The sequence below is a fragment of the Paenibacillus sp. NPDC058174 genome (genome assembly GCF_042883865.1).
In the GTDB taxonomy this organism is placed as follows: Bacteria; Bacillota; Bacilli; order Paenibacillales; family Paenibacillaceae; genus Pristimantibacillus.
This window is the reverse complement of sequence record NZ_JBHVUY010000001.1, coordinates 2,266,722-2,288,488: the sequence shown is the minus strand read 5'-3', so window position 1 is coordinate 2,288,488 and position 21,767 is coordinate 2,266,722. Positions and strand designations below refer to the sequence as shown.

The 21,767-nt window shown below is 50.1% G+C and carries 18 protein-coding genes; 10 read left to right on the top strand and 8 right to left on the bottom strand.

Annotated elements, in window-relative coordinates; translation table 11 throughout:
• Window positions 1-23: 23 nt before the first annotated feature.
• The 3 genes from ACFVVF_RS10185 to ACFVVF_RS10175 all read left to right on the top strand — a co-directional run bounded on the left by ACFVVF_RS10185 (window position 24) and on the right by ACFVVF_RS10175 (window position 4,991).
• On the top strand, window positions 24-1,961 hold the full coding sequence (locus ACFVVF_RS10185; RefSeq protein ID WP_387807957.1) for a beta-N-acetylhexosaminidase: 1,938 nt from the start codon (window positions 24-26) through the stop codon (window positions 1,959-1,961).
• 35 nt (window positions 1,962-1,996) lie between these two features.
• On the top strand, window positions 1,997-2,659 hold the full coding sequence (locus ACFVVF_RS10180; RefSeq protein WP_387807954.1) for an SGNH/GDSL hydrolase family protein: 663 nt from the start codon (window positions 1,997-1,999) through the stop codon (window positions 2,657-2,659).
• A 67-nt stretch (window positions 2,660-2,726) separates the two neighbouring features.
• The gene (locus ACFVVF_RS10175) at window positions 2,727-4,991 is read left to right on the top strand and encodes a beta-glucosidase (RefSeq protein WP_387807951.1); all 2,265 of its coding nucleotides are present in this window, start codon (window positions 2,727-2,729) and stop codon (window positions 4,989-4,991) included.
• Between the two features lie 142 nt (window positions 4,992-5,133).
• On the opposite strand, the gene ACFVVF_RS10170 is transcribed toward ACFVVF_RS10175, so the two are convergent.
• The 3 genes from ACFVVF_RS10170 to ACFVVF_RS10160 all read right to left on the bottom strand — a co-directional run bounded on the left by ACFVVF_RS10170 (window position 5,134) and on the right by ACFVVF_RS10160 (window position 8,826).
• Window positions 5,134-6,261, bottom strand: a complete 1,128-nt coding sequence (locus ACFVVF_RS10170; protein ID WP_387807948.1) for an alpha/beta fold hydrolase — start codon at window positions 6,259-6,261, stop codon at window positions 5,134-5,136.
• 94 nt (window positions 6,262-6,355) lie between these two features.
• Window positions 6,356-8,095, bottom strand: coding sequence for a HAMP domain-containing sensor histidine kinase (locus tag ACFVVF_RS10165; protein WP_387807945.1), 1,740 nt, complete (start codon window positions 8,093-8,095; stop codon window positions 6,356-6,358).
• Window positions 8,092-8,826, bottom strand: a complete 735-nt coding sequence (locus ACFVVF_RS10160; RefSeq protein ID WP_387807942.1) for a response regulator transcription factor — start codon at window positions 8,824-8,826, stop codon at window positions 8,092-8,094. The genes ACFVVF_RS10165 and ACFVVF_RS10160 overlap by 4 nt, the downstream gene beginning before the upstream one ends.
• Before the next feature lie 177 nt (window positions 8,827-9,003).
• Here ACFVVF_RS10160 and ACFVVF_RS10155 point away from each other — a divergent pair, with 177 nt between their 5' ends.
• Both ACFVVF_RS10155 and ACFVVF_RS10150 read left to right on the top strand, forming a co-directional pair.
• Window positions 9,004-9,591, top strand: coding sequence for a TetR/AcrR family transcriptional regulator (locus ACFVVF_RS10155; RefSeq protein ID WP_387807940.1), 588 nt, complete (start codon window positions 9,004-9,006; stop codon window positions 9,589-9,591).
• 235 nt (window positions 9,592-9,826) lie between these two features.
• Window positions 9,827-11,242 (top strand): MFS transporter, encoded by a 1,416-nt coding sequence (locus ACFVVF_RS10150; RefSeq protein ID WP_387807937.1) that lies wholly within the window; start codon window positions 9,827-9,829, stop codon window positions 11,240-11,242.
• Here the strand turns inward: ACFVVF_RS10150 and pdxR are convergent.
• The gene (gene pdxR / locus ACFVVF_RS10145) at window positions 11,231-12,658 is read right to left on the bottom strand and encodes a MocR-like pyridoxine biosynthesis transcription factor PdxR (RefSeq protein WP_387807934.1); all 1,428 of its coding nucleotides are present in this window, start codon (window positions 12,656-12,658) and stop codon (window positions 11,231-11,233) included. The genes ACFVVF_RS10150 and pdxR overlap by 12 nt on opposite strands.
• 113 nt (window positions 12,659-12,771) lie before the next feature.
• Between pdxR and ACFVVF_RS10140 the strand changes: the two genes are divergently transcribed.
• On the top strand, window positions 12,772-13,626 hold the full coding sequence (locus ACFVVF_RS10140; protein WP_387807931.1) for an NAD-dependent epimerase/dehydratase family protein: 855 nt from the start codon (window positions 12,772-12,774) through the stop codon (window positions 13,624-13,626).
• A 77-nt stretch (window positions 13,627-13,703) separates the two neighbouring features.
• On the opposite strand, the gene ACFVVF_RS10135 is transcribed toward ACFVVF_RS10140, so the two are convergent.
• Together ACFVVF_RS10135 and ACFVVF_RS10130 are read right to left on the bottom strand one after the other, a co-directional pair.
• A complete protein-coding gene (locus ACFVVF_RS10135; protein WP_387807928.1) occupies window positions 13,704-14,963 on the bottom strand; it encodes a TraB/GumN family protein in 1,260 nt (419 codons plus the stop codon).
• A gap of 200 nt (window positions 14,964-15,163) precedes the next feature.
• Complete coding sequence (locus ACFVVF_RS10130) at window positions 15,164-16,021, bottom strand: arginase family protein (RefSeq protein ID WP_387807926.1); 858 nt, start codon at window positions 16,019-16,021, stop codon at window positions 15,164-15,166.
• A gap of 118 nt (window positions 16,022-16,139) precedes the next feature.
• On the opposite strand from ACFVVF_RS10130, the gene ACFVVF_RS10125 reads away from it, so the two are divergent.
• Window positions 16,140-16,505, top strand: coding sequence for a winged helix-turn-helix transcriptional regulator (locus ACFVVF_RS10125; protein ID WP_387807924.1), 366 nt, complete (start codon window positions 16,140-16,142; stop codon window positions 16,503-16,505).
• Between the two features lie 62 nt (window positions 16,506-16,567).
• On the opposite strand, the gene ACFVVF_RS10120 is transcribed toward ACFVVF_RS10125, so the two are convergent.
• Both ACFVVF_RS10120 and ACFVVF_RS10115 read right to left on the bottom strand, forming a co-directional pair.
• On the bottom strand, window positions 16,568-17,950 hold the full coding sequence (locus tag ACFVVF_RS10120; RefSeq protein WP_387807921.1) for a sensor histidine kinase: 1,383 nt from the start codon (window positions 17,948-17,950) through the stop codon (window positions 16,568-16,570).
• Between the two features lies 1 nt (window position 17,951).
• On the bottom strand, window positions 17,952-18,665 hold the full coding sequence (locus ACFVVF_RS10115) for a response regulator transcription factor (RefSeq protein ID WP_387807918.1): 714 nt from the start codon (window positions 18,663-18,665) through the stop codon (window positions 17,952-17,954).
• Window positions 18,666-18,838: 173 nt separating this feature from the next.
• Between ACFVVF_RS10115 and ACFVVF_RS10110 the strand changes: the two genes are divergently transcribed.
• The 3 genes from ACFVVF_RS10110 to ACFVVF_RS10100 are packed head-to-tail and all read left to right on the top strand — an operon-like array spanning window position 18,839 to window position 21,760.
• Window positions 18,839-19,705 (top strand): carbohydrate ABC transporter permease, encoded by an 867-nt coding sequence (locus ACFVVF_RS10110; RefSeq protein ID WP_387807915.1) that lies wholly within the window; start codon window positions 18,839-18,841, stop codon window positions 19,703-19,705.
• Window positions 19,706-19,740: 35 nt separating this feature from the next.
• A complete protein-coding gene (locus tag ACFVVF_RS10105) occupies window positions 19,741-20,595 on the top strand; it encodes a carbohydrate ABC transporter permease (protein ID WP_387808985.1) in 855 nt (284 codons plus the stop codon).
• 19 nt (window positions 20,596-20,614) lie between these two features.
• Complete coding sequence (locus tag ACFVVF_RS10100; RefSeq protein ID WP_387807912.1) at window positions 20,615-21,760, top strand: efflux RND transporter periplasmic adaptor subunit; 1,146 nt, start codon at window positions 20,615-20,617, stop codon at window positions 21,758-21,760.
• Window positions 21,761-21,767: the final 7 nt, after the last annotated feature.

Genomic DNA, 21,767 nt, shown 5'->3' with positions numbered 1-21,767 from the left:
AGTTGATGAAGGAGATGATGAGTATGTCTACACCTGTATATATTTATCCGCAGCCCCGCCGCTATGCGGCGCTAAATGGAAGCTCGGCTGCAGCGGCGTATTTCCAATTGCGTACCGGAGATGAAGCGGCCGAGCGAATGGCGAAGGCAGCACATGCGAACGAGCGTCTTGCTGATCTGCCGAGAGGGGAATCCGTCTCTGCTCCTCATCTCGCTGCAGTGTCTGCCAGCATCATCGTGAAAAAGAATCTTCATCCGCAAGGCTATGAATTGACATGGAATGAGGATGGACTGCAACTGGCAGCGGCTACGGCGCAAGGCCTGCATTATGCCTTGCTGACTGCATCGCAGATTTTTGCAGGAATGAAGGGAGCTGCGCAGTGGGGACATTTCACTGTGGAGGACGAGCCGCAGCTTCCTGTTCGCGGCGTTATGCTCGATATCGGCCGATGCAAAATTCCAACCCTGATATCGCTGCGGACGTTGATTGATCATTTGTCCGGTTTGAAATTCAATCATTTGCAGCTGTACATGGAGGGCTTTGCTTTTGACTACCGCAAATATGCGGAGCTGTTTCCGGATGCAACGCCTATTACGGCTGAAGAATACCGGGAGCTGGACGCCTACGCAGCTTCACGCTTTATTGATCTTGTACCCAACCAAAATTGCTTGGGACATATGGGGAAATGGCTGTCTAAGCCGGAGCTTAGACATTTAGCGGATCATCCGGACGGCTGGCCGCTGCCTCTGCCGGAGCCGCTTTCGATTATAGCTCCTCCGTTAACGCTTAATCCCGCGGACGAGCGCAGCGTCTCGCTGGCTAGAGATTTGTTCGAGGAGCTGCTGCCGAATTTCTCCTCGCCGTACGCCAATATTAATCTGGATGAGCCGTTTGGTCTCGGGACGGGAGAGAGCAAGGAACGGGCCGATGAAATTGGAGTTGGACAGCTGTATCTTGATTATGCGCTAAAAATGATTGAAATTGTCCGTGAGCAAGGCAAATCGCCGTTGATGTGGGGGGACGTGCTGACCCACTACCCGGAGCTTGCAGATCAGCTGCCGAGTGATTTGACTGTGCTTCATTGGAATTATGAACCGGATATCCCGTTCGAGCCAGTATGCCAACAGCTGCAAAAAAGCGGCGTGTCTTATTATGTTTGTCCCGGTACAAGCTCATGGTCATCGCTAAGCGGACGTACGGCTAATATGCTGGCCAATATTGCCGATGCTGCAATAAACGGTAATAAGTACGGAGCTGGCGGATTAATTGTTTGTGATTGGGGAGATGGCGGACATTGGCAGGTTGCGGCGATAAGCTATCCGGCTTACGCCTATGCTGCCGGAGCAGCCTGGCAGACTGACCATAATCTGAAAGCGCTGGAGCCGCTTGAATACTATGTATCCCGTCATATGCTGAGGGATAGAAGCGGCAAAGCCGCGGCCTTGCTGCTGGAGATGGGCCGTTATCACCTGCTGGAGAGAAGCACGGCGGAGAATATGACGTACACCAATCTTTTGCTTACCAAAGGGCTTATGGCAAAGGAACAGCTGGATCAGACGCTGGCTGTGACCGTACAAGTTCAACAGCAGTTTGGCGGAAGCGGGACACCGATGGAGCATGATTACCGCTTTGCAGAGCTGTCGAATTGGCTGTCTCAACGCAGGGAAGAGCTGAATGCGCTTCAGCTTGAGAGCGAGGATGCTGTGCTTCTGAAGGACGAGCTCGCCAATACCCTTCTGTTCATTGAACAAGGGGGCGGTCTGCACCGCTACATTCACCGTCAGGATCTGCATAATGAAGCAGAGGAAAAGGCATGGCTGACAAAGCTGCATAACGATTTGGAAGCAGCCCTTGCCGAATTCCAGCGGCTATGGCTTGCGCGTAATCGCAGCGGAGGACTTGAGGAAAGTATAACCCCGTTTACAAAGCTGCTTGATCAATATAAAGAGCAGCTGGCTTGAATGCGTCATGCTGGTGAAAGGGAGGAACCTGTGAAATGTTCGATCAATTGAGTACGGAGGTCCGGCAGCTGCTGCTGACAATTAGCGATAAGATGCTGGAAAAAAGCAAGCAGCAGCGCCTTGAGGCATTTAGAAGTTTAAATGCGGATGCAAGCAAACAAGGCATCGTATTTATCGGGGATTCGATTACCGAGCATTTTCCGTTATCCGAAATGCTGCAAAGCAAGGATATGATCTACAATCGGGGCATTGCAGGGTTTACGGCCTCGGAGCTGCTGAAGCATCTGCAGGTTATGTTATATGATTTGGAGCCGCGCAAAGTATTTCTGATGATCGGCACCAATGATATGGGGAAAGGCGCCGACCCTGATTCTATCGCAATTCGAATCGAGAAAATTTGCGAGGAAATACAAAAGAAGCTGCCGCAGGCTGAGCTGCTGATAGAGTCTGTTTATCCGGTAAATGAGCAGGCAGCGGCTGCTCCTTTCGGCATTGAGGCCAGAAGCAACGATAAAATTATAGCGTTAAACGAACGTATTAAAGACATTTGCGCGCGCAAGCAGCTCACTTATATTGCTGTATTCCCTCAGCTCATTGATGAGAACGGCAAGCTGGACGAAAGCTTTACAACAGACGGATTGCATTTGAATATCAGGGGCTACGGGGCAGTAAGACAATCCATTTCGGCCTTTCTGTAAGGGCATTATACTATGCCAGGAACTAGACCTTGGGTCTGAGAAATAGCTTTAGAAGGAGGACATCATAATGAAGAGTTCAAATTATATAAAAGAATTGGTCGGTCAATTGACGCTGGAGGAGAAGGCTTCACTCTGCTCGGGCAAGGATACATGGCATACACAGGCTGTAGACAGACTGGGCATTCCGTCGTTAATGGTAACGGATGGCCCGCACGGTCTGCGCAAGCAAAAAGCATCGGCCGATCATTTGGGCTTGTTCGACAGCGTGCCGGCTACTTGCTTTCCTTCCGCTGCAGGGTTAGCAAGCTCTTGGAACCGCGCATTAATTCAGCAAATGGGCGAGGCGCTGGGCAAAGAATGCCAGGCGGAAGAGGTCGCCGTGCTGCTGGGGCCCGGGGTTAATATTAAGCGCTCGCCGCTCTGCGGCCGGAATTTCGAATATTTTTCAGAGGATCCCTATTTGTCCTCTGAGATGGCTGCTCACCATATTACAGGAGTGCAGAGCCAGGGAGTGGGCACTTCCTTAAAGCATTTTGCGGCAAATAATCAGGAGCACCGGCGCATGACTTCAGATTCTATTGTGGATGAACGAACCTTGCGGGAAATCTATTTGGCCAGCTTCGAAGGCGCGGTGAAAAAATCGCAGCCTTGGACTGTTATGTGTGCTTACAATAAAGTGAATGGCGAATTCGCCTCGGAAAACGAAGAGCTGCTCACAACCATTCTGAAGGAAGAGTGGGGACATGAAGGAATCGTTGTATCCGATTGGGGCGCTGTAAACGACCGGGTTAAAGGGGTTGCAGCAGGGCTTGAGCTGGAGATGCCGTCCAGTCATGGCGAAGGCACAGCTCTAATTGTGCAAGCGGTGCAGGAGGGCAAGCTTGCGGAAGAAAAGCTGGATCAAGCGGTTGAACGCTTGCTGACCGTCATCTTCAAAGCGAAGGATAATCAGAAAGCCGGCGCCAGCTTCGATAAGGATGCGCATCACCAGCTTGCGCGCGAGATTGCCCGGGAGAGCATGGTGCTGCTTAAAAATGAGGACAGCATCTTACCCCTCAGCCGCACCGGCAAGCTGGCGATTATTGGCGCAATGGCGAAGGAAGTACGCTATCAGGGCAGCGGCAGCTCCCAGATCAAGCCAACGAAGCTGGAGGATATCAGCGAAGAAATGATGAAAATTGCTTCCCAGGCTGAGGTTGTGTATGCCCAGGGCTATCAGCTTTCGGAAGAGCATACCGATGAGAAGCTGCTGGAGGAGGCCAAGCTTGCAGCTGCGGGCAGTGACACTGCAGTGGTATTCGCAGGCTTGCCCGCACGCTATGAATCCGAAGGCTTCGACCGCCAGCATCTGCGCATTCCTCCGAATCAAATTGCCTTGATTGAGGAAATAGCCAAGGTACAGCCTAATCTTGTTGTCGTATTAAGCAACGGTGCGCCTGTTGAGATGCCATGGCTGCCGCATGCTAAAGGGGTTCTGGAGGCTTACTTGGGCGGACAGGCGCTGGGCGGCGCCATCGCGGATTTACTGTTCGGAATAGTCAGTCCATCCGGCAAGCTGGCGGAGACATTCCCGCTGGCGCTTAGCGACAATCCATCCTATTTGTATTATCCGGGCGAAGGGGACAATGTGGAATACCGGGAGGGCATCTTTGTCGGTTACCGCTATTATGATAAAAAACAGCAGCCTGTTTTGTTCCCGTTCGGACACGGCTTGAGCTATACAACCTTCGAATACTCCAATTTATCGGTGCAGTCGAAGCAGATCAGCGACACCGATACGCTGCAGGTACAGGTAACGGTCCGCAATGCCGGACAAATGCCGGGGAAGGAAGCCGTTCAGCTCTATGTACGCGATATCGAGAGCAGCGTTATCAGGCCTGAGAAGGAGCTGAAGGCCTTTGACAAAGTAGAGCTGCAGCCAGGCGAAAGCAAAACCATCTCTTTCGAGCTGGATAAGCGGAGCTTTGCTTATTATGATGCAGCATTAAAAGACTGGGTTGTCGAATCAGGAAGCTTTGAGCTGCTTGTCGGCAAGTCTTCGCAGGATATTGTATTGACGGAGCAAATCGATGTCGAATCTACGACAGTGCGCAGCATCAGCTATCATCGTAATTCTACCGTTACAGACCTCATACAGACGGAAAAGGGGCGCGAATGGGTGAAAAAGATTTACGCGGCATTGCCGTTCGCAGCAGCGCTGGAGGGCCCTCATGCCGCAATGCTGCAAGCCTTTATGAAATATATGCCGATTCGCGGCTTGCTGTCCTTTAGCGGGGGCAAATTTACGGAACGTCAGCTGAGCGAGCTGATTGATGATATGAACAGTAAATAAAAGTGAATCAGTTAAAAAAGACGATACACAATTTCACTGGCATCGCCAGGCTGTCGAGAAGTCTCGACAGCCATTTTTTAGATGCAAATCATTTCTCGCAACAACGCGGATACCATCGTATTTGTTGCTTTCTTAGAAGCGATTAGCGGTCAGTTCCTTTGCCGGATTCAAGCCATTCCATAAAAGCGGCAACATGCCGGGCCCATAGCTCTGGCTGAGTCATTGTCAGATGTCCCCGGGATTTCAGAGTTCCCGGCTGCACGACATACCGTCCGTTTTTGACCTTGGGGACGAGTCGTTCAAGAACGCGGAGCTGTTCCGGATTAAACTCATCATCGGTGAAATTAAGTGCAAAAAGCTTTGTTTGGATGGAGGAGAGAAACGGCTCAGGATCATAATCAGCAGAGGATTGAAGTGAATAGAGTATATCGTTGGCATCTATCTGTTCTGCTTGTTTAGGTGATTCTTTCATAAATTGTTTAACAGCTGCGTTGTCTGGTATCGTTTCTTGCAAATGAATGACGCTGTCTATCATCATTTGCAGTACGGGATAGCTCTGTATCCAGCCAAGCGGAGGTTTTGTATAATTCCCGTTATCCCATGACGGGTCATTGCGAATAGCATCGGTTATAATATGCCGCCATAACAGGTTGCGGCCGGACACTTTGGTTGGAAATGATACGACGGGCATCACTCCGTCCATAGCCTTGGGATAGGCTTCTGCCCACTGCCAAGCATTCATGCCTCCCATAGATAAGCCAAGAATGGCATGAAGCCTTTTAACGCCAAGTATATCAACGACAATGTTATGCTGCAGGTCTACAATATCCTTGTATCCGTAATTAGGGAAGCCAGCCCTGAGGCCATCACTTGGTTTGCTGGATTGCCCGTGGCCGACATTATCGATAAAGATAAGATAGTAACGCCCGGCATCAAGAGGTTTTCCGGGATTGAATAATGCCTTCCTAAACTCGGGTGCAAGCAGGTTCTGGCTGCTAGCGCCAGTCCAGTGCAGCACAAGAACGGCATTATCGATTTCGCCATAAGTATCCCGGCGGGGCGTTCCCATCGTCACATAATGGATACGCAGCCGATCAAGCGTTTCGCCGCTTCTAAACTTGTAATTGTCAAACCAGGCATCGGCTTGTACAGGAGCAGGCACTTGCTGTGAGGGTATTATGGCAGAAAAAAGGATGCTGAAAATCAGGCAGTAAAGTTGAGCGAGGAACATGAGCAGAGCCTCCAGGCCATTATGTTTGCTTTTATCCATTATTTGTCCCATTTATATTGTCCAAACAAAAAGCAGGATACTCCTAGTGTTATTACAACACAAGATGCATCCTGCATACGCATAATAGATTTGATTAGCAAGGCAGTAAAATCTCAATCTTCGTCCCTTGCAGCACTTTGGATTGGACTTGGATTTCGCCGCTGTGGGCTTCGACGATCGATTTAGCGATGCTCATCCCGAGACCGGAGCCACTCGTCGATTCTAACGTATTCGTCCCGCGGTAGTAGCGCTTGAATAAGTGGTGCAGCGTTTCCTCGTCCATCCCTTGGCCATTATCGATTACCCGGATGTATGCTTTGCTGTTGAGCATGCCGGCAGAGACGTTAACACTTACGCCCGGCGGATTATGCTTCACGGCGTTGGACAGCAAATTGTCCATCAGCCGCAGCAGCCAGGTTTCATCTGCTTTTATCATCAGGGGACGTTCTTCCCCAACATAGATGAACTGATACTGGGACATTGTAGCGTCGTTGATGTACTTCAGTACGGAGCAGCGAACCAATTCATCCAGATCGATCTCGCGCAGCTCTATGATGGTATCACCCTGCTTGAGCTGATGAATCAGGGAGAAGTCGGAGATCAGCTCCAGCATATAATCCCCTTTTTCGCGAATCGTCGTCCCCATGATCCGCATTTCTTCTTGACTCCATTCCTCAGGCAGGCTCTCCAGCATATAACCATAGCCTTGAATGGTGGACAGGGGAGTGCGCAGATCATGCGAAATTCCTGACATCCATTCCGCTTGCGACTTTTCCAGCCTTGCGCGTTCCTTCTCGGTTTGCTCCAATTGATGCGTCATCTGATAGAAGGATTCGATGACTTCTCTATAGAGCTTGTAGCTGAACCGCATCGAACCGTCACGGCGGAACACCTTGCGCATGTCCTTGGCAGTCAGAACTTCATTGTATTGTCCGTTGCGCATCCGGTCGAACCAGCCTGCGAACAGAATAAGCGGTTGACCGTAACGGTAGCCGTGCCAGATGGAGATTGGAATCGCTAATAGCAGGATTAGACCTACAAACCACATGAGTCTGCGAGTTGCCGTATCCATCAGCGGATGCTTAAGCGGGCCTCCAGAATCTTGAGCGGTATAGAGAATCCAGGTCATTCCGCTCGGCTTGTCCAGATGGGTAACGATATTCGTATCATAGTTGCCCGGTGATTGCTGGATGGCCAGAATGTCCAAGGATCGAAAGGCCTTTTTTACATAGGCATCATCCCCGACTCCTTGCACAGCATGACCGGCAGAATCGATAATTTGTAAATAGCTGCCGGACTCGCGCAGCTTCTTGTCCAGCACGGGGATCGCTGCATTTTGTACCACCCCTTGCTGTCCGTAAGCGCCGAACCAATTCATCAGCTGATCAAGGTCAGCGTTATGATAGCCCAGCAAATATAAAAGCGGCTCGTTGAACGTGAAATTCAGCTGTGTGTAGACTTCATAATTGCCTAAAGTCCGGGTTTCCTGAATATCGAGCAGCTGGGCAGTAGAGTAGGAGGCTGGCAGCGTATGGTGAGGAATCGTATTGACTGAATGGATGACCTTCCCCTCGGCATTGACAACCTGCATCCACATGCCCCTCTCTTCAATGAAACTGTCCCACTTGGAGGAAATCTTAATTGTTCCGTCCTTGGAGCTCGCTTCCTGAGAAATCAGCTGCAATGCGCCAACCGGAAAGTTACGGCGCAACTCATTATTTTTCGTGTTCTGAAAGTACAGGATGCAGGCAATCAGTGTGAGAGCCACGATGAGCAAAGCATAGAAGATTAGTTGATAGGTGAAGTGGAAGGCCATACGCTGCTGGATTTTCATGGCTCCTGCGACTCCTTCGCTAGCTTATATCCGAGTCCGCGTACAGTAAGCAGCAGCTTCGGATTGCTGGGATCAATCTCGATCCGCTCGCGGATGCGCCGGATGTGTACCATCACGGTTGCATCATCGCCCAGGCCATTGATTCCCCAAACCTTGTCGTACAGCTGAGTTTTGGAAAAGATAATGCCCGGATACTTGCAGAAGTGCAGCAGCAGCTGGAACACCTGCGCAGGACATGGAATAAGCTCTCCATCAACAATCAGTTCTCCCTCTGCCTCATTAACGGTGAAGCGGTGAAACCGGTATATACCGGTTTCAGGCCGCTTTACTGGAGGGGCAGCAGCGGCTTCCGGCTCCAAGCGGCGTATGCGCGCCTGAATTCTTGCGGCTACCTCCAGCGGGTTGAAAGGCTTCGTAATATAATCATCCCCGCCCATGGAGAAGCCGCGAAGGACGTCGAGGTCGGAGGTTTTGGCCGTCAAGAAGAAGACATGCGGGTTCCCGTATTCCCTGAGCTTGGCGCAAAGCTCAAGTCCGCTGCCGTCGGGAAGCATAATGTCGAGCAGAATGATATCAGGAATGAGGCGCTTCGTTAAGTCGAGCGCCTCTGCACAAGTAGAAGCCGAATGCAGCTGCTGGAACCCTTCTCTGCGAAGCACCATCTGCAGCATTGTGACAATGGAAGGCTCGTCGTCGACGATTAATATTTTTATATCCGATAGATTAGTCATTGTTGTTCTCACCCACTTTCATATTAACATTCTCACTTTAACAGAACCTAAACGAGGCAGCAAAATGCAGAAACAGAGTCATCGATTTGTTTAGCTTTATTATTTAAAGGCTCCATTAAAATTATTGACTGAATGGTCTGGATTGTGTAAGATAGGGGTGGAAAGGTGGCTGAAGCGATGGCGAGAAGCAAGGAATTTGATACGACCGAGGTTCTGCATAAGGCGATGAAGGTTTTCGGCCGCTATGGCTATGAAGGAACATCTCTCCAGAATTTGCTGGATGGTCTAGGGATTGCACGTCAAAGTCTTTATGACACTTACGGGACGAAGAGAGATCTGTTCATCAAGGCTGTGAAGCATTATGTAGAAGAAAAGTCAGCCGCAGTGGTTAGCTATCTGAATCGCACAGAGCCGGTTAAAAAAGTGCTCGCTGAAATTTTTCAGACGGTAGTAGCTGCATTGCAGGACGAAGAGCGGCGCGAGGAATGCTTGATTTTATACAGTGCCATCGACCAAATACCTCATGATGCTGAGATTGCAGCGCTTTTTGAACGAGATCGCATCCTATTGGAACAAGCCTTCTATGATGCGCTGGTTCGTGCGCAAGACCGGGGAGAGATCAGGCAAGATCAAGACGTACATGCGCTTGCACGCTATTTATATCATGCACGGTACGGGCTGACGCAGACGGCGAAGCTGTCTAAGGACCCTAAAGTTCTAGAAGAGGTTTCAGCGGTTATGCTTTCTACACTGGACCGTTATTAAGGGAGCGGAATCTAATGCGCAATGCTCCTCAACGGATGCAAAGCCGCTTGCGCTTGTTGTTTTTAGACTGTTTAGTCTGTAATCCCGCTTGTTCAATGCAATAATATGTAGAAGTAATCTCTTAGTTTCGATGTGAATCTTATGCTGAAATTTGACCGAAAGGTCTAGAAAGAAAAGACATATTTTTTTGATTATAACAGACTGATTGGTCTATAAAAGAAAGGATGGTTCCGTCATGAACCTTAGCAAGCGTAAAGGACTTGCATTAATGCTTCTTGCCGTATCTCAGTTAATTTTGGCGCTTGATTACACGATTATTTTTGTGGCCTTGCCTGCAATAGGAGAGGCATTGGGATTTTCCGCCAACCATTTGCAATGGGTGGTCAGTGCATATTCGCTTGTTTTCGGTGGATTTCTGTTAATTGGAGGACGACTGTCCGACTTGCTCGGGAGGCGTAAAATGTTTGTGATCGCGATGAGCCTTTTTGGTCTAGGTTCATTGCTTGGCGGTCTGGCAACCTCACAAGTACTGCTGATCATTGCCAGGGGAATGCAAGGGCTTGGCGGAGCGTTATTGTCGCCAGCAACCTTGTCGCTTATTATGTCCAATTTCGATGAAGGCGCCGAGCGCAACCGGGCAATGGGAATATGGGCAGCTATGGGGGGCGTTGGCTTATCGGCCGGCTTGCTGCTGGGAGGTGTATTAACGAGCTACGTCGGCTGGGAATTTACGTTTTTCGTTAACGTGCCTATTACGATATTGGCAATTATACTTGCACCGCTTGTTCTTGTGGAGAGCAAAGCCGAAACGGGTAAAAGACACTATGATGCTGCAGGTACAATATCGGTGACGGCAGGCATGATCCTTATTGTATATTACTTGATTCAGTCTCCGGTAGAAGGCTGGGCTGGTGCAGGGACACTCACGTCCGGAATTATCGGTGCTGCTTTGCTGCTGCTGTTCGTTATCATTGAGAACCGTACGAAAGAACCGCTGCTCCCGTTTCGATTGTTCCGCAATCGCAACCTGACGGGTGCTGCTTTGACGGCAGCGCTGTTCTCTGCATCATTTGGCACACTGTATTACTTTTTGACCTTGTACACGCAAGGTGTACTGCATTTAGCGGCGATTCAATCCGGCTTAAGCTTTTTACCGCTGACGATCAGCGCATTTTTCGGAGCAAAGCTTGTTAATAAAATGCTGTCGGCCGTCGGAGCCTCCGGCACAATTGCTGCCGGTATGGGGCTTGGCGGCATCGGATTCCTGCTGCTTAGCGGGCTCTCGGTTTCGGGCCGCGTATGGGCAATCATTCCCGGCACCGTTATTATCGGACTCGGTCAGGCCCTTGTCTTTACGACGATGTTCATTGCCGGCAGCACGGGAATCGATCCGAAGGAGCAGGGTGTAGGCTCAGCGATGATCTCGACCGGCCAGCAAATTGGCGGTGCTATAGGCTTGGCTGTTATTATGGCTGTCATTTCTGCCAGTCTGGGCTCGGATGCATCACTGGAAACGATGGCAGCAGCCGATTTGAATCAAGCGATCCGCACAGCATTCATTATTGCCGCCAGCGTTACGGGACTTGGCATTCTTATAAGCCTAGCCATACTAAGAAAGCAGAAGAATTCCAGCAATGAGCTAAGGCAATAATAAAATATCTGCGATCGTCTGGATTCCTTCTGTAATTTGCGTTTCCGTGACATTGCCGAAGCCCATAATGAGACTCTCTTCATATTTGCCTTTGGCGATCGTATATTTCTCTGCGGGATAAATTTTAATATTCTTCTCTTGAAGCTTTGCCGCTTGGCTGGAGTCGAATTTGCATCCGGATAATTTGGCAATCAGATGCAAGCCTGCAGCATCTCCTGAAATCGCAGTCCTGCTGCCGAACGCTGCTGCTAGAGCTGTAATGAGATGATTTCGTCTTTTGCCGTAAATCCGCTTCATGCGGGCAATGTGCCGCTCCAGATGACCTTCAGCCATAAAGCGTGCCAGGGCTGCTTGGGGCAAGGCCGGGCATTGCAAATCCGTCATGCGCTTCAAGTGCAGCAGCGGCTCCAGCCGCTTCTGGGGAACGACCATATAGCCTAGCCGCAGGGAGGGGTACAAATTTTTGCTGAAGGTGCCGACATAAATTACCCGTTCTGAGTCTAGCTCCCGGAGTGCATGAATCGGCATGCCGGCATAACGGAACTCACTGTCGTAATCATCTTCAATAATGAAGCTTCCGGTCTGCCGGGCATAATCGAGCAGTTGAATACGCCTGCCAATGGACAGAATGCTGCCGAAAGGAAACTGATGCGAGGGTGTAACGAAGATGCACTTAGGCTTTGTATGAATCGGCAAGCGATCCACGCATATGCCATGTTCATCGACGGGAACGGGGACAATGTCTGCACCTGTTGCTGCGAAGAGGTTATGAATGAAGTTAGCGGTCGGGTCCTCAATCGCTACAGCGTCACCTGGCTTCAATAAAAGCTTGCATAACAGGGAGATAGCTTGGGTTGCTCCGGCTGTTACAATCACCTGTGACGGCATACATGGAATGCCTTTGACGCGGAGCAGATACCGGCAAATCTGTGTGCGCAGCAGCCAATTGCCTGCCGGATCTTCATCATAGCCGAACAGTGCCGAAGGAGCGTGATCATAGACATGCAACACAGCTTCCTTCCACTGCTTGTGCGGAAAATGGGCAAGAGACGGAAAGCTTGGACGGAAATCTATGCCTTGGAAACGGGGCGCTGCAGCTTCCGGGGCATCGTTCCATTCAACGGTGTCTTCGTTCAGATTCATGGACGGCATCTGAAACGGCCTGCTTTTCCCTAAATCCAGCACATAGGTCCCGGAGCCCTGACGGCCTTCCAAATAGCCTTCGGCTATAAGCTGTTCATATACCTCTACGACAAGAGTTCTTGATACACCGAGCTCGCTGGCAAGATCTCTTGTTGACGGGAGTCGGCTTCCCGCCTGATACCTGCCATGAAAGATACGTTCGCGGAGCAGCGCATAGACCTGCTTAGTTTTCGTATCTGGGGTTGCTGTAAAAGGGGCTGAAGGTTTCGGCATATAGGTTGCTCCTTTCCGATGCTTGAATTGGTATGCTTATATTAGCATAGAAGTGGTACTTATTTCTTCCAATTTCTCTTGCTATCATAAGCTTATATCCGGAGGTGTTCGAGATGAAAATATTCGTAGCCGGTTCATCCGGTGTCATTGGCCGTTTCCTGCTTCCTAAGCTGGTGAAGGCAGGCCACGAAGTGACAGGAATGACGCATAACCCGGAGCAGCTGCAGGTTATTGAAGCATTAGGCGCAAAGGCAATCGTTGCAGATGCCTTTGACCGGGAGGGGATGATTGCAGCAATCGGGGAGATTAAGCCAGATGCGGTTATTCATCAGCTTACTTCGCTCAGCAGCTGGAGTTCAGCTGATAATGCCAGGATTAGAGTGGAGGGCACCCGGAATTTGGTGGATGCCGCTAAGCAAGCAGGTGTTAAAAAAATGATCGCTCAAAGTATTTCCTGGGCATATGAGCCTGGCGATGCTCCAGCTTCGGAAGAAGTTCCTTTAGATATCCATGCCGCTGCGCCGCGAAAAACGACAATCGACGGTATTGCCGCTTTGGAAAAAGCCGTTGCAGAAATTCCGGAGCATGTCATTCTCCGGTACGGAACGCTATATGGACCTCATACCTGGTACGACAGCAAGGGCGCTATGGCAGATAAAGCACGGAATCGTGAGCTTCCGGCCACGGCGGGCATTACTTCTTTCCTGCACGTTGAGGATGCAGCGAATGCAGCTTTATTGGCATTAAATTGGCCGTCCGGTACGTTCAACATTGTAGACGATGAGCCAGCTCCAGGCACGGAATGGCTGCCCGTCTATACCGATGCGCTGCAAGCTCCCGCACCTGAAATTCAGCACGGAAGCAGCGGCTGGGAACGTGGTGCTTCAAACGCCAAAGCACGAAATGAGTACGGCTGGATGCCGAAATATCCGACGTGGAGAGCAGGATTTGTGCAAGCTTTGAAATAGGCGTGCTTGTTATGTAAACAAAAAAACCGCGAAAGACCTGATTGTACGGGGTCTTCGCGGTTTTTAATGTTAAGACGTTACAGTTTGGTCACCTTAAAGCCTTCCTTCTCCAGCAATGGAACGACACCCTCGTCTCCCAGCATATGCAGCATGCCAAGGACAACCAAATACGTTTCTTTCTTGTCGCCGTTCAAGTAGCCTTCAATTTTATCGGCCATTTCTGCATTGCGGTCAGTCAGCAGAGCCTTGTGGTACTCAGGATCCCAGCCTGAAGGACTGCTGTATTGATGCAAAGCGTTTACATCGCCAGTTTTCCACATCTTCGTCAGATCGTCGAGCCCCATATTTGGAGCAAGGGTGCCCCCGGCAGTCGGATCAATGGTTTGGAGCAGCAGCTTTTCCTGCAGGGCGTCGGAATAGTTGTCGTTTGTCGCAATCTGGGATTCGATCGTTTCCAGTGAAATAATCGGCTTTTTCGCATTGTTGGCCTTGTCGATCAAGTATTGGTCAATGCCCGTTTCCGATTGATAGCCTTCTTTGCCGGCGATAATGCCCACTGCATTTTGTTGGACGAACCATGGCTTGAAGCTGTCGAAGCTGTTTTCCGGCAGCCCGTTCGCCTTCAGAAAGGCGGCAACTTTCTTGTACGTTTCTGCAGAGATATGATCCTTCAGAGTCGTTCCGTCTTTGTACACAGCGAGATCAAGCAAGAGCGTTTGATATTGTTCGGCAGTAACCTTCGACAAGTCAACCTCTACGCCCAAGTAATCGGCAGCCTTTAAGGCATTTTCAATTTCCGGACGGAGCGGATACATGCCCTCCATTACATAATGAAGGGAACCAAGCAGATATACCGTATTGCCTTTATGCTCGATTTTCCACAAAAAACCGCGGTTTTCAGCTGTTTGCTGCTTAGCGGTTAAGATAATCTGACGCTGTGATGAATGATAGGCCACTTGATAGCCGGCAGTTTCCGCAACAAAGCGGAGCGGCACATACGTTACATTGTGAATTTGCTTTGGCGCGGCCTCCAGCTTGACTGTTTTGCCGTTTGCTGTAGCGCTCGTACTGCCAATTTGCAGAGACAAGGAGACGCCATCCTTCGCACCGCTGACCGTACGGGTCTTTTCATCCCATTTCACTGTGACGCCTAGCTTCTCCAGAATAGTACGCATCGGAACGAGCGTGACCCCTTTTTCTACGATTGGTGCCGACTTATTAAACTGAATTTGCTCGCCGTTTTGCCAGACGGATAACGCTTTATCCGCTGCATGAACAGATGAGAGACCGGAAGTAAGCAAGAACAGGGAAAGTACGGATGCGCTAATTTTTTTCATAACCATGCAACTCCTTCTAGTTGGAATAGGAAATCGTCGTTTTCTTATTTCCTATCGTACTAGCCCCAATGAAACATAGACTGAACGAATTGTTAAACGGCAGCTAAAGTTTGCTTCTGCCCGTTTAGCTTCTGTTTAAATAGAAAAAGCGGCTTTATCTCCTCGCGAGAAGAATAAGCCGCTTTATGCTTTAATTCACTTCAGCTGTTCAATATCGGTATTTCGCCGAGCAGATTTTTCAGGTTTATCGCATCCCAAGGCATATGCTCCGTTATCCCTAATCCAACGACATCGGTTTCCTGAGCCAGTTCTTTAAGCAGATGCAGGAGCCCGGACAGCTGCATCGTTCCGGCAGCGGAGAAGTCATAAGGAGCTTCAGGGTTGGCGAATAATAAAGAACGAAATGCCTTAGGGTCAAGCACATCCAGATCAAGATGAATCGCCAGATGCTTAATGCCGCTTTGTTTTATCCAATCCTTTATAGAGGCTGTGCAGTTCATCAGCTCTTTGGTGCCAGCCGTTCTAATACCAAGCCTTCCGATGATTTCAGTATCTTGTTCCGTAGGGACATCAAATCCGGCGATGAAGACATTTTCAGGCTTTAGCGGGATCTTCACATGCTTGGCGAACTCGGCATCTCCTTCTCCCAGAAGATTCCCAAGCGGCAAAGTATGTCCGTTGTCATACCCGGTAATCCGCACTAAATCGCTGTGTGCATCTATCCATATTAAACCTAATTCCCCGTTGTATCGTTCGTTCAAATAGGCAAATGGGGCTTGTTCGACTAAGCAATCGCCGCCAAACATGACGATGCGATCCGGTTTATGCGCACGTATGATATGCTGAGCAGACTCTAATTGCTCCAGCAGCTGCTTTCTTCCGTATATGCCATTCTCATTTTCCAGCGGAACTCCGTTATAAGGCTGAACAGGGACATGAATTAGGGGCTGATCATTGTCAGGAGCTAACCATGCCAGCAGCTCAGCTCCAAAAGAATAGTTAGCATTATTGCCCCCTTGCCATTGCGGCATCAGCAGGCGTATTGTTTGTTTAGTCATTGTTGTTCTCTCCTTTACTTTGAACGAGCTTTCAGACACGCCCTAGTATAGAATGTATAGATACAGAAAAATAGTACGCACTTTATGGGTAGGTACTTTCAGAAAGGATAGTGCAAGCATGAGTATGGCTGAATATAAAGGCAAGGTTAAGCACATTCAAGATACGCCTTTTGGTTATACCTTATCGGTTATCGGAGGCAAGTGGAAAATGGTTCTCATCTACCTTCTGGCTGAGAACCAGCCGGTTCGCTTCAATGATCTGAAAAGACAGGTAGGAGCTATCACTTATAAAATGCTGAGCTCGCAGCTTAAAGAATTGGAAGCCGATGGTATGGTGACACGGACCGAATATCCTCAGGTGCCGCCTAAAGTTGAATACAGGCTTACAGAGAGAGCGGAGAGCTTATTGCCCGTGCTGGAGCAATTATGTGAGTGGGGCGTAAAGAACCAGAATATTGATGCTCAACACAAAGAACAGGGCTAACCTCACGGTTAGTCCTGTAGTGTTATATATAATAAAAATTCAATTGCTGCTGTTATATCACCTTAAAGTCTTCCTTCTGTCGGAAAACGTATCACGAATGCCGCGCCGCCGCCCGGCTCGTTATGGGCTGAAATCCGGCCGCGGCACCGCTCGACAATGGCGCGGGAAATCGCCAGGCCAAGCCCTGTTTCGCCGTTCTTTCCTTTCACGAACCGCTCAAACAGCTGGGATAACAGCGGCTCAGGAATGCCTTCGCCGTCATCGGTAATGCCAATGCCGATCCCTTCAGCGTTAGCAGAGGTTTGAATGTGAATCTTGTGCTTCGCATAGCGGGCTGCGTTGCCCAGAATGTTGATAAGCGCTTGAAGCACTTTCTCGCGGTCGGCATAGATCGACCACTCTTGACTGCTGCCGAGTTCATCCAGCTCGACTTGCAAGCCGTTTTTGACGAGCAGCGGGTTGATGCGTTCAAGTGTCTCTGCAATCAGCTCTCGTACGGGGACATGGTCCATCTGGAATATGCCTTCCTCGCTTTCCAGCTTCGCAAGAAGAATCATTTCGGTGACGATTTTTTTCAGCCGCTCACATTCTTTAACGATGACATCTAAGCCCTTATTGGCAAGCTCCCCCGTAAAAACGCCATCCTTAATTCCTTCGGCATACCCTTGAATGGACATGAGCGGCGTCTTCAATTCATGCGACGTGTTCTGGAAAAACTGCTTCTGTGTACGCTGATATTTCTCTAATTCGCCTGCAAGATTGTAGACGGCTTTCGCGACATCTCCAATCTCGCCGCCCGTCTCAACCAGCCGGACTTCGGAGAAGCGGCGGTTTTCCACCTTATTCAATTCTTTCGTCAAATCGCCGAGCGGCTTCACGAGTCTTCTCGTAATGATCATGCTCAGCAGGAATGCGACGATTCCGCCTACAGTCAGAATGATCATAAGCCTTCCAAATAAGGCGAACTGCATCTCTTTTATTTTGCTTAGAGGGGCTGCCATCACCGCAGTGACAGCTGGAATTTGATACTCCGCCTGGATGCCTGGAATTGAAGTCATTGTTTCTAAGATATATTGATCGGTGGTGCCTTTCCAGATTTCTCCGGATGAAAGCTTCCCTTGCTTCGATAATTCCATGAGCTCGCTCGTGTCTTCTCCCGTGAGGGTACTGTATACGACTTGCTCCCCGGGTGTAAACAATACTGCGTTCGTGGGCTTGCTTAAAGACAGCGTGTCGGCATTTTTCATAGCCGCCGATTCCTGACCAGGCACAAGAGGCATAACCGGCGATAAATTCATGAGCATGCTGGCTTGACCCTGCAGTTCTTTCCGCTGGCTGTCCACTAATGTCTTAAGCAGCAGAGGGTGGATCAGAACAGCAGTAACTACCAGCGTACATAGCAGCAGCAAGGCAAAGGAAAGATGAAGCCGATAGATCATTTTCATATTAATGCCCCGTCCTTTCCGTCCGCAGCCGATAGCCGTGTCCTCTTACGGTATCAATCGGAAGCTCTTTAATTTTTCTGCGAAGCCGCTTTACCAGATCGTCAATCGCCCGGTCGTAGCCGTAGTAATTGTCTCCCCATATTAACGTAAGCAGCTCATCCCGGGTAAAGGCACGATTCGGCTGCTCGGACAATAGCTGCAGCAATTCAAATTCCTTCAGCGTCATCTCGATTTCTTCCTCATGCCAGAACACGCGCCGTTCCTCCAGAACGAGCCGCAGCTCGCCAACCTCGATAGCGGTATGCCCGGGCTGCGAAGTGGCAGCATTCTCCTTAGCCTCGCGAATCGAGCTTAGCCGGTGGAATAAGCGGTTCACGCGCGCTACTAATTCCCTCGGGCTGAACGGCTTCGTCAAGTAGTCGTCGCTGCCAAGCTCCAGCCCGAGAACGCGGTCGACTTCGTCATCACGAGCGGAGATCATGACGATTGGAACCTCCGCCTCTTTGCGGATTTTCCGGCACAACTCGAAGCCGCTCATGCCCGGAAGCATGATATCGAGAATCCACATATCGGGCGGATCATTTTTCCACAGCTCCCACGCAGCTTCAGCTGACGACAAGGTCAAAGTTCGGTAACCCTCTTTATATAAATAAGCCTCAACGATTTCTAGTATTTGCGCATCGTCGTCGACTACAGCAATTTGATAGGACTTCATCCGGCAACCTCCTAAACGGTTATCGAGGAACATTCTATCATAAAAGATTCGGCAGCGGCCCGATTCCACAGTTTTTCCACATTGCTTTCATACTTACTCCCCAGATTTGTTTGTACACTAGTCGATGTAAGGCCGTGCCCTTTGTTTACCGGCTCCCGATAGGAGGTTCCACCATGAAATTGCAACGTTTATCCCGCAAGGAGCTTCTGGCTGCGCTTGGTTTTCTGGCGCCCAGCCTGGCCGGATTTTCCTTGTTCTATCTTATTCCGTTCGGCCAGAGCATCTTGTATTCATTCCAAGACCGGATGGGTGGAAGCTTTACGCTGTCCAACTACAAGGAATTGCTCCTTAGCTCCTCGTTTCAGAAGGCGGCATCCAACACGTTCTCGTTCACAGCGGTCAGCGTGCCGATCCTTGTTGTGGTATCGCTCTTCCTAGCGCTGCTGTTGAACCAGCGGGTGTTTTTCCGCAACTGGCTGCGCACGGCGTATGTTCTGCCGCTGGTTGTGCCGGTCGCTTCAATTGTGCTCGTCTGGCAAATTCTATTCGACTGGAATGGCTCGCTAAATGCTGTTATGGAGCATTTTGGCTACAACCGCCAAGACTGGATGAAATCCGAGTGGGCCGGCCTTGTCATTGTGCTGGTCTATGTGTGGAAGAACATCGGGTACAACGTCATCCTGTTCCTGGCCGGCCTGCAGAACATTCCGGATCAATATTATGAAATCGCCGACCTGGAAGGGGCAGGTCCTCTGCGGAAGCTGTTCGGCATTACGCTCACCTATTTAACCCCGACAACGTTTCTAGTTGTGCTGATGTCGGTGTTGAACTCATTTAAGGTGTTCCGCGAGACATTTCTCGTGGCCGGCGCCTATCCGCATGACCGGATCTACATGCTGCAGCATTACATGAACAATATGTTTTTGTCCCTCGATATTCAGAAAGTGTCGTCTGCAGCTGTGCTGATGGCGCTTTGTATGACGGGGCTAGTGTTCGTGCTCTTCCGTACAGAGCGGATATTCCGTTCTTATATGGAGTAAGTGCAAAGAAAGAGTGGGGGGAGGTGAATGATTTGATGAAGCAATGGATACTGCCGCTGCTGCGCTCGCTGCTGCTGATCGCCATTGCCATCCTGCTGCTTATGCCCGTCGTTTTGACCGTCGTAAGCTCCTTCATGACGGAACGTGAAATTATGGCGAATTACAGCATGCTGGGCAAAACCGACACAAGTGTATTCGTCAATCTCAAGTGGATACCGGACTGGGTATCCTTCCAGCAGTACAACAAAGTATTGATTGCAACGCCGAATTTTTTGTATCTGTTCTGGAATTCGGTCATGCTGGTGGCTCCTATTATTATCGGACAAGCAACAGTGGCAACACTCGCCTCATTCGCATTCGGAAAGCTGAATTTTCCGGGCAGGGACGGATTGTTCTTCTTGTATTTGATGACGATGCTGATGCCGTTTCAGGTGACGCTTGTACCCAACTACTTGATGGCTGACCGGCTGGGTCTGCTGAATCATCCCAGCTCTATTATTTTGCCGGGTGTGTTCGGCGCCTTTGGCGTGTTTCTGCTGCGGCAGTTCATGCTCCACATTCATTCGGCTTATATTGAAGCGGCCAAAATGGACGGTGCCGGCTATTGGCGCATATTCATCTCAATTGCATTGCCGATGGTAAAGCCGGGCATCGCTGCGCTTATTGTGCTTCTGTTCGTCGATTATTGGAATATGGTCGAGCAGCCGCTTATTTTTCTGCAGGACGCCGCGATGCAGCCGCTGTCGGTATTTTTATCCCGGATTCAGGAAGATGCGCTTGGCGTCTCGTTCGCTGTCTCGGTTGTATACATGATGCCTATGGTGCTGCTGTTTTTGAGCGCTGAACGGTATTTTATCGAAGGAATCCAGCTTTCCGGCGTGAAAGGCTGAGTGAAGGGAGATTAGCAACATGGTATTGCGAAAACAACGGATTGCCGGCATTGCATTGGCGGCGTTCCTTCTCATACTGGCGCTGCTGACATTATTCAGCCAGACGCTTCAAACGGCTTTGCTGCCGAAAGTGGCGACGGAGAAGCCCTCGCAGAAATCACTCTCTCATCGCATTGAAGGGAGCGGGGTTATTACGCCTCGCAAGCAAACCGAGATAACCAGCGACAACAGCTGGAAGATTGCGAAGGTGCATGTCAAGGATGATGACCAAGTGAAAAAAGGTCAGGTTCTGATCACCTATGACGGAACGGAAGTTCAGCAGCAGCTGCTTGATGCGGAAGATGAGATGAAGAAACGGAATTTAAACCGGGAGTTGCTCAAGGAGCAGTTCGTCGCTGCTCAGCGTTCAGAAGACGAGGAGGCAATCCGCAAAGCAAAGCGGGACCTGGAATTGGAGCAGTTGGACCGGGGCATTGCGGAGAGGAGAATCGAAGCGCTGCGTAAGGAGCTGTCCCGAAATCGCACTTTGACTGCGCCTGCAGACGGTAAAGTGTTGAATCTTCAAGCGAAGGAAGGGATGAGCATTCCGCAAGGCCAGCCGGTGCTGACGCTGCTGGAGGGCGGTGAAGGTTTCAAATTCACCTTCACGGCGGATAAAGATTCAGCCGAAATGCTGCGAAAAGACGAGAAAGTGACGGTCAATGTGGACGGGGATGAGCCCCGAAAAATCGAAGGGACGGTAGCTGAGATCAAGGCCGCTCCGGCGAGCGGCGGCGGAGGGGATAACCCTAACCAGCCGGATGCAGGAAATGAAAGCCCGGGCGGAGGAGCCAAGGGCCAGAAAACGATCGTCGTCTACGTGCCGGGCAACGGTCTTCAAGGGGGTGAAACAGCCAGTGTCAGCTTGGAGAAGCCGTTCAAGGAGCAAGGTCTTGTCATCAGCAAAAAATGGATTAAAAAAGATGCAACCGGAAGCTACGTATTCGTTGTGCGGGAAAGACGAAGCTCACTTGGCAACACGTACACCGTACAGAAAGCGTACTTGAAGACAGGCAAGGATAACGGCGATGAAATCGTCGTGCTCGGAGGCGTCTACCCGGCAGAAGACATCGTGACGGAATCGAGCCAGCCGCTTCAGGACGGCAACCGGATCCGATTAAATTGAGAGGATG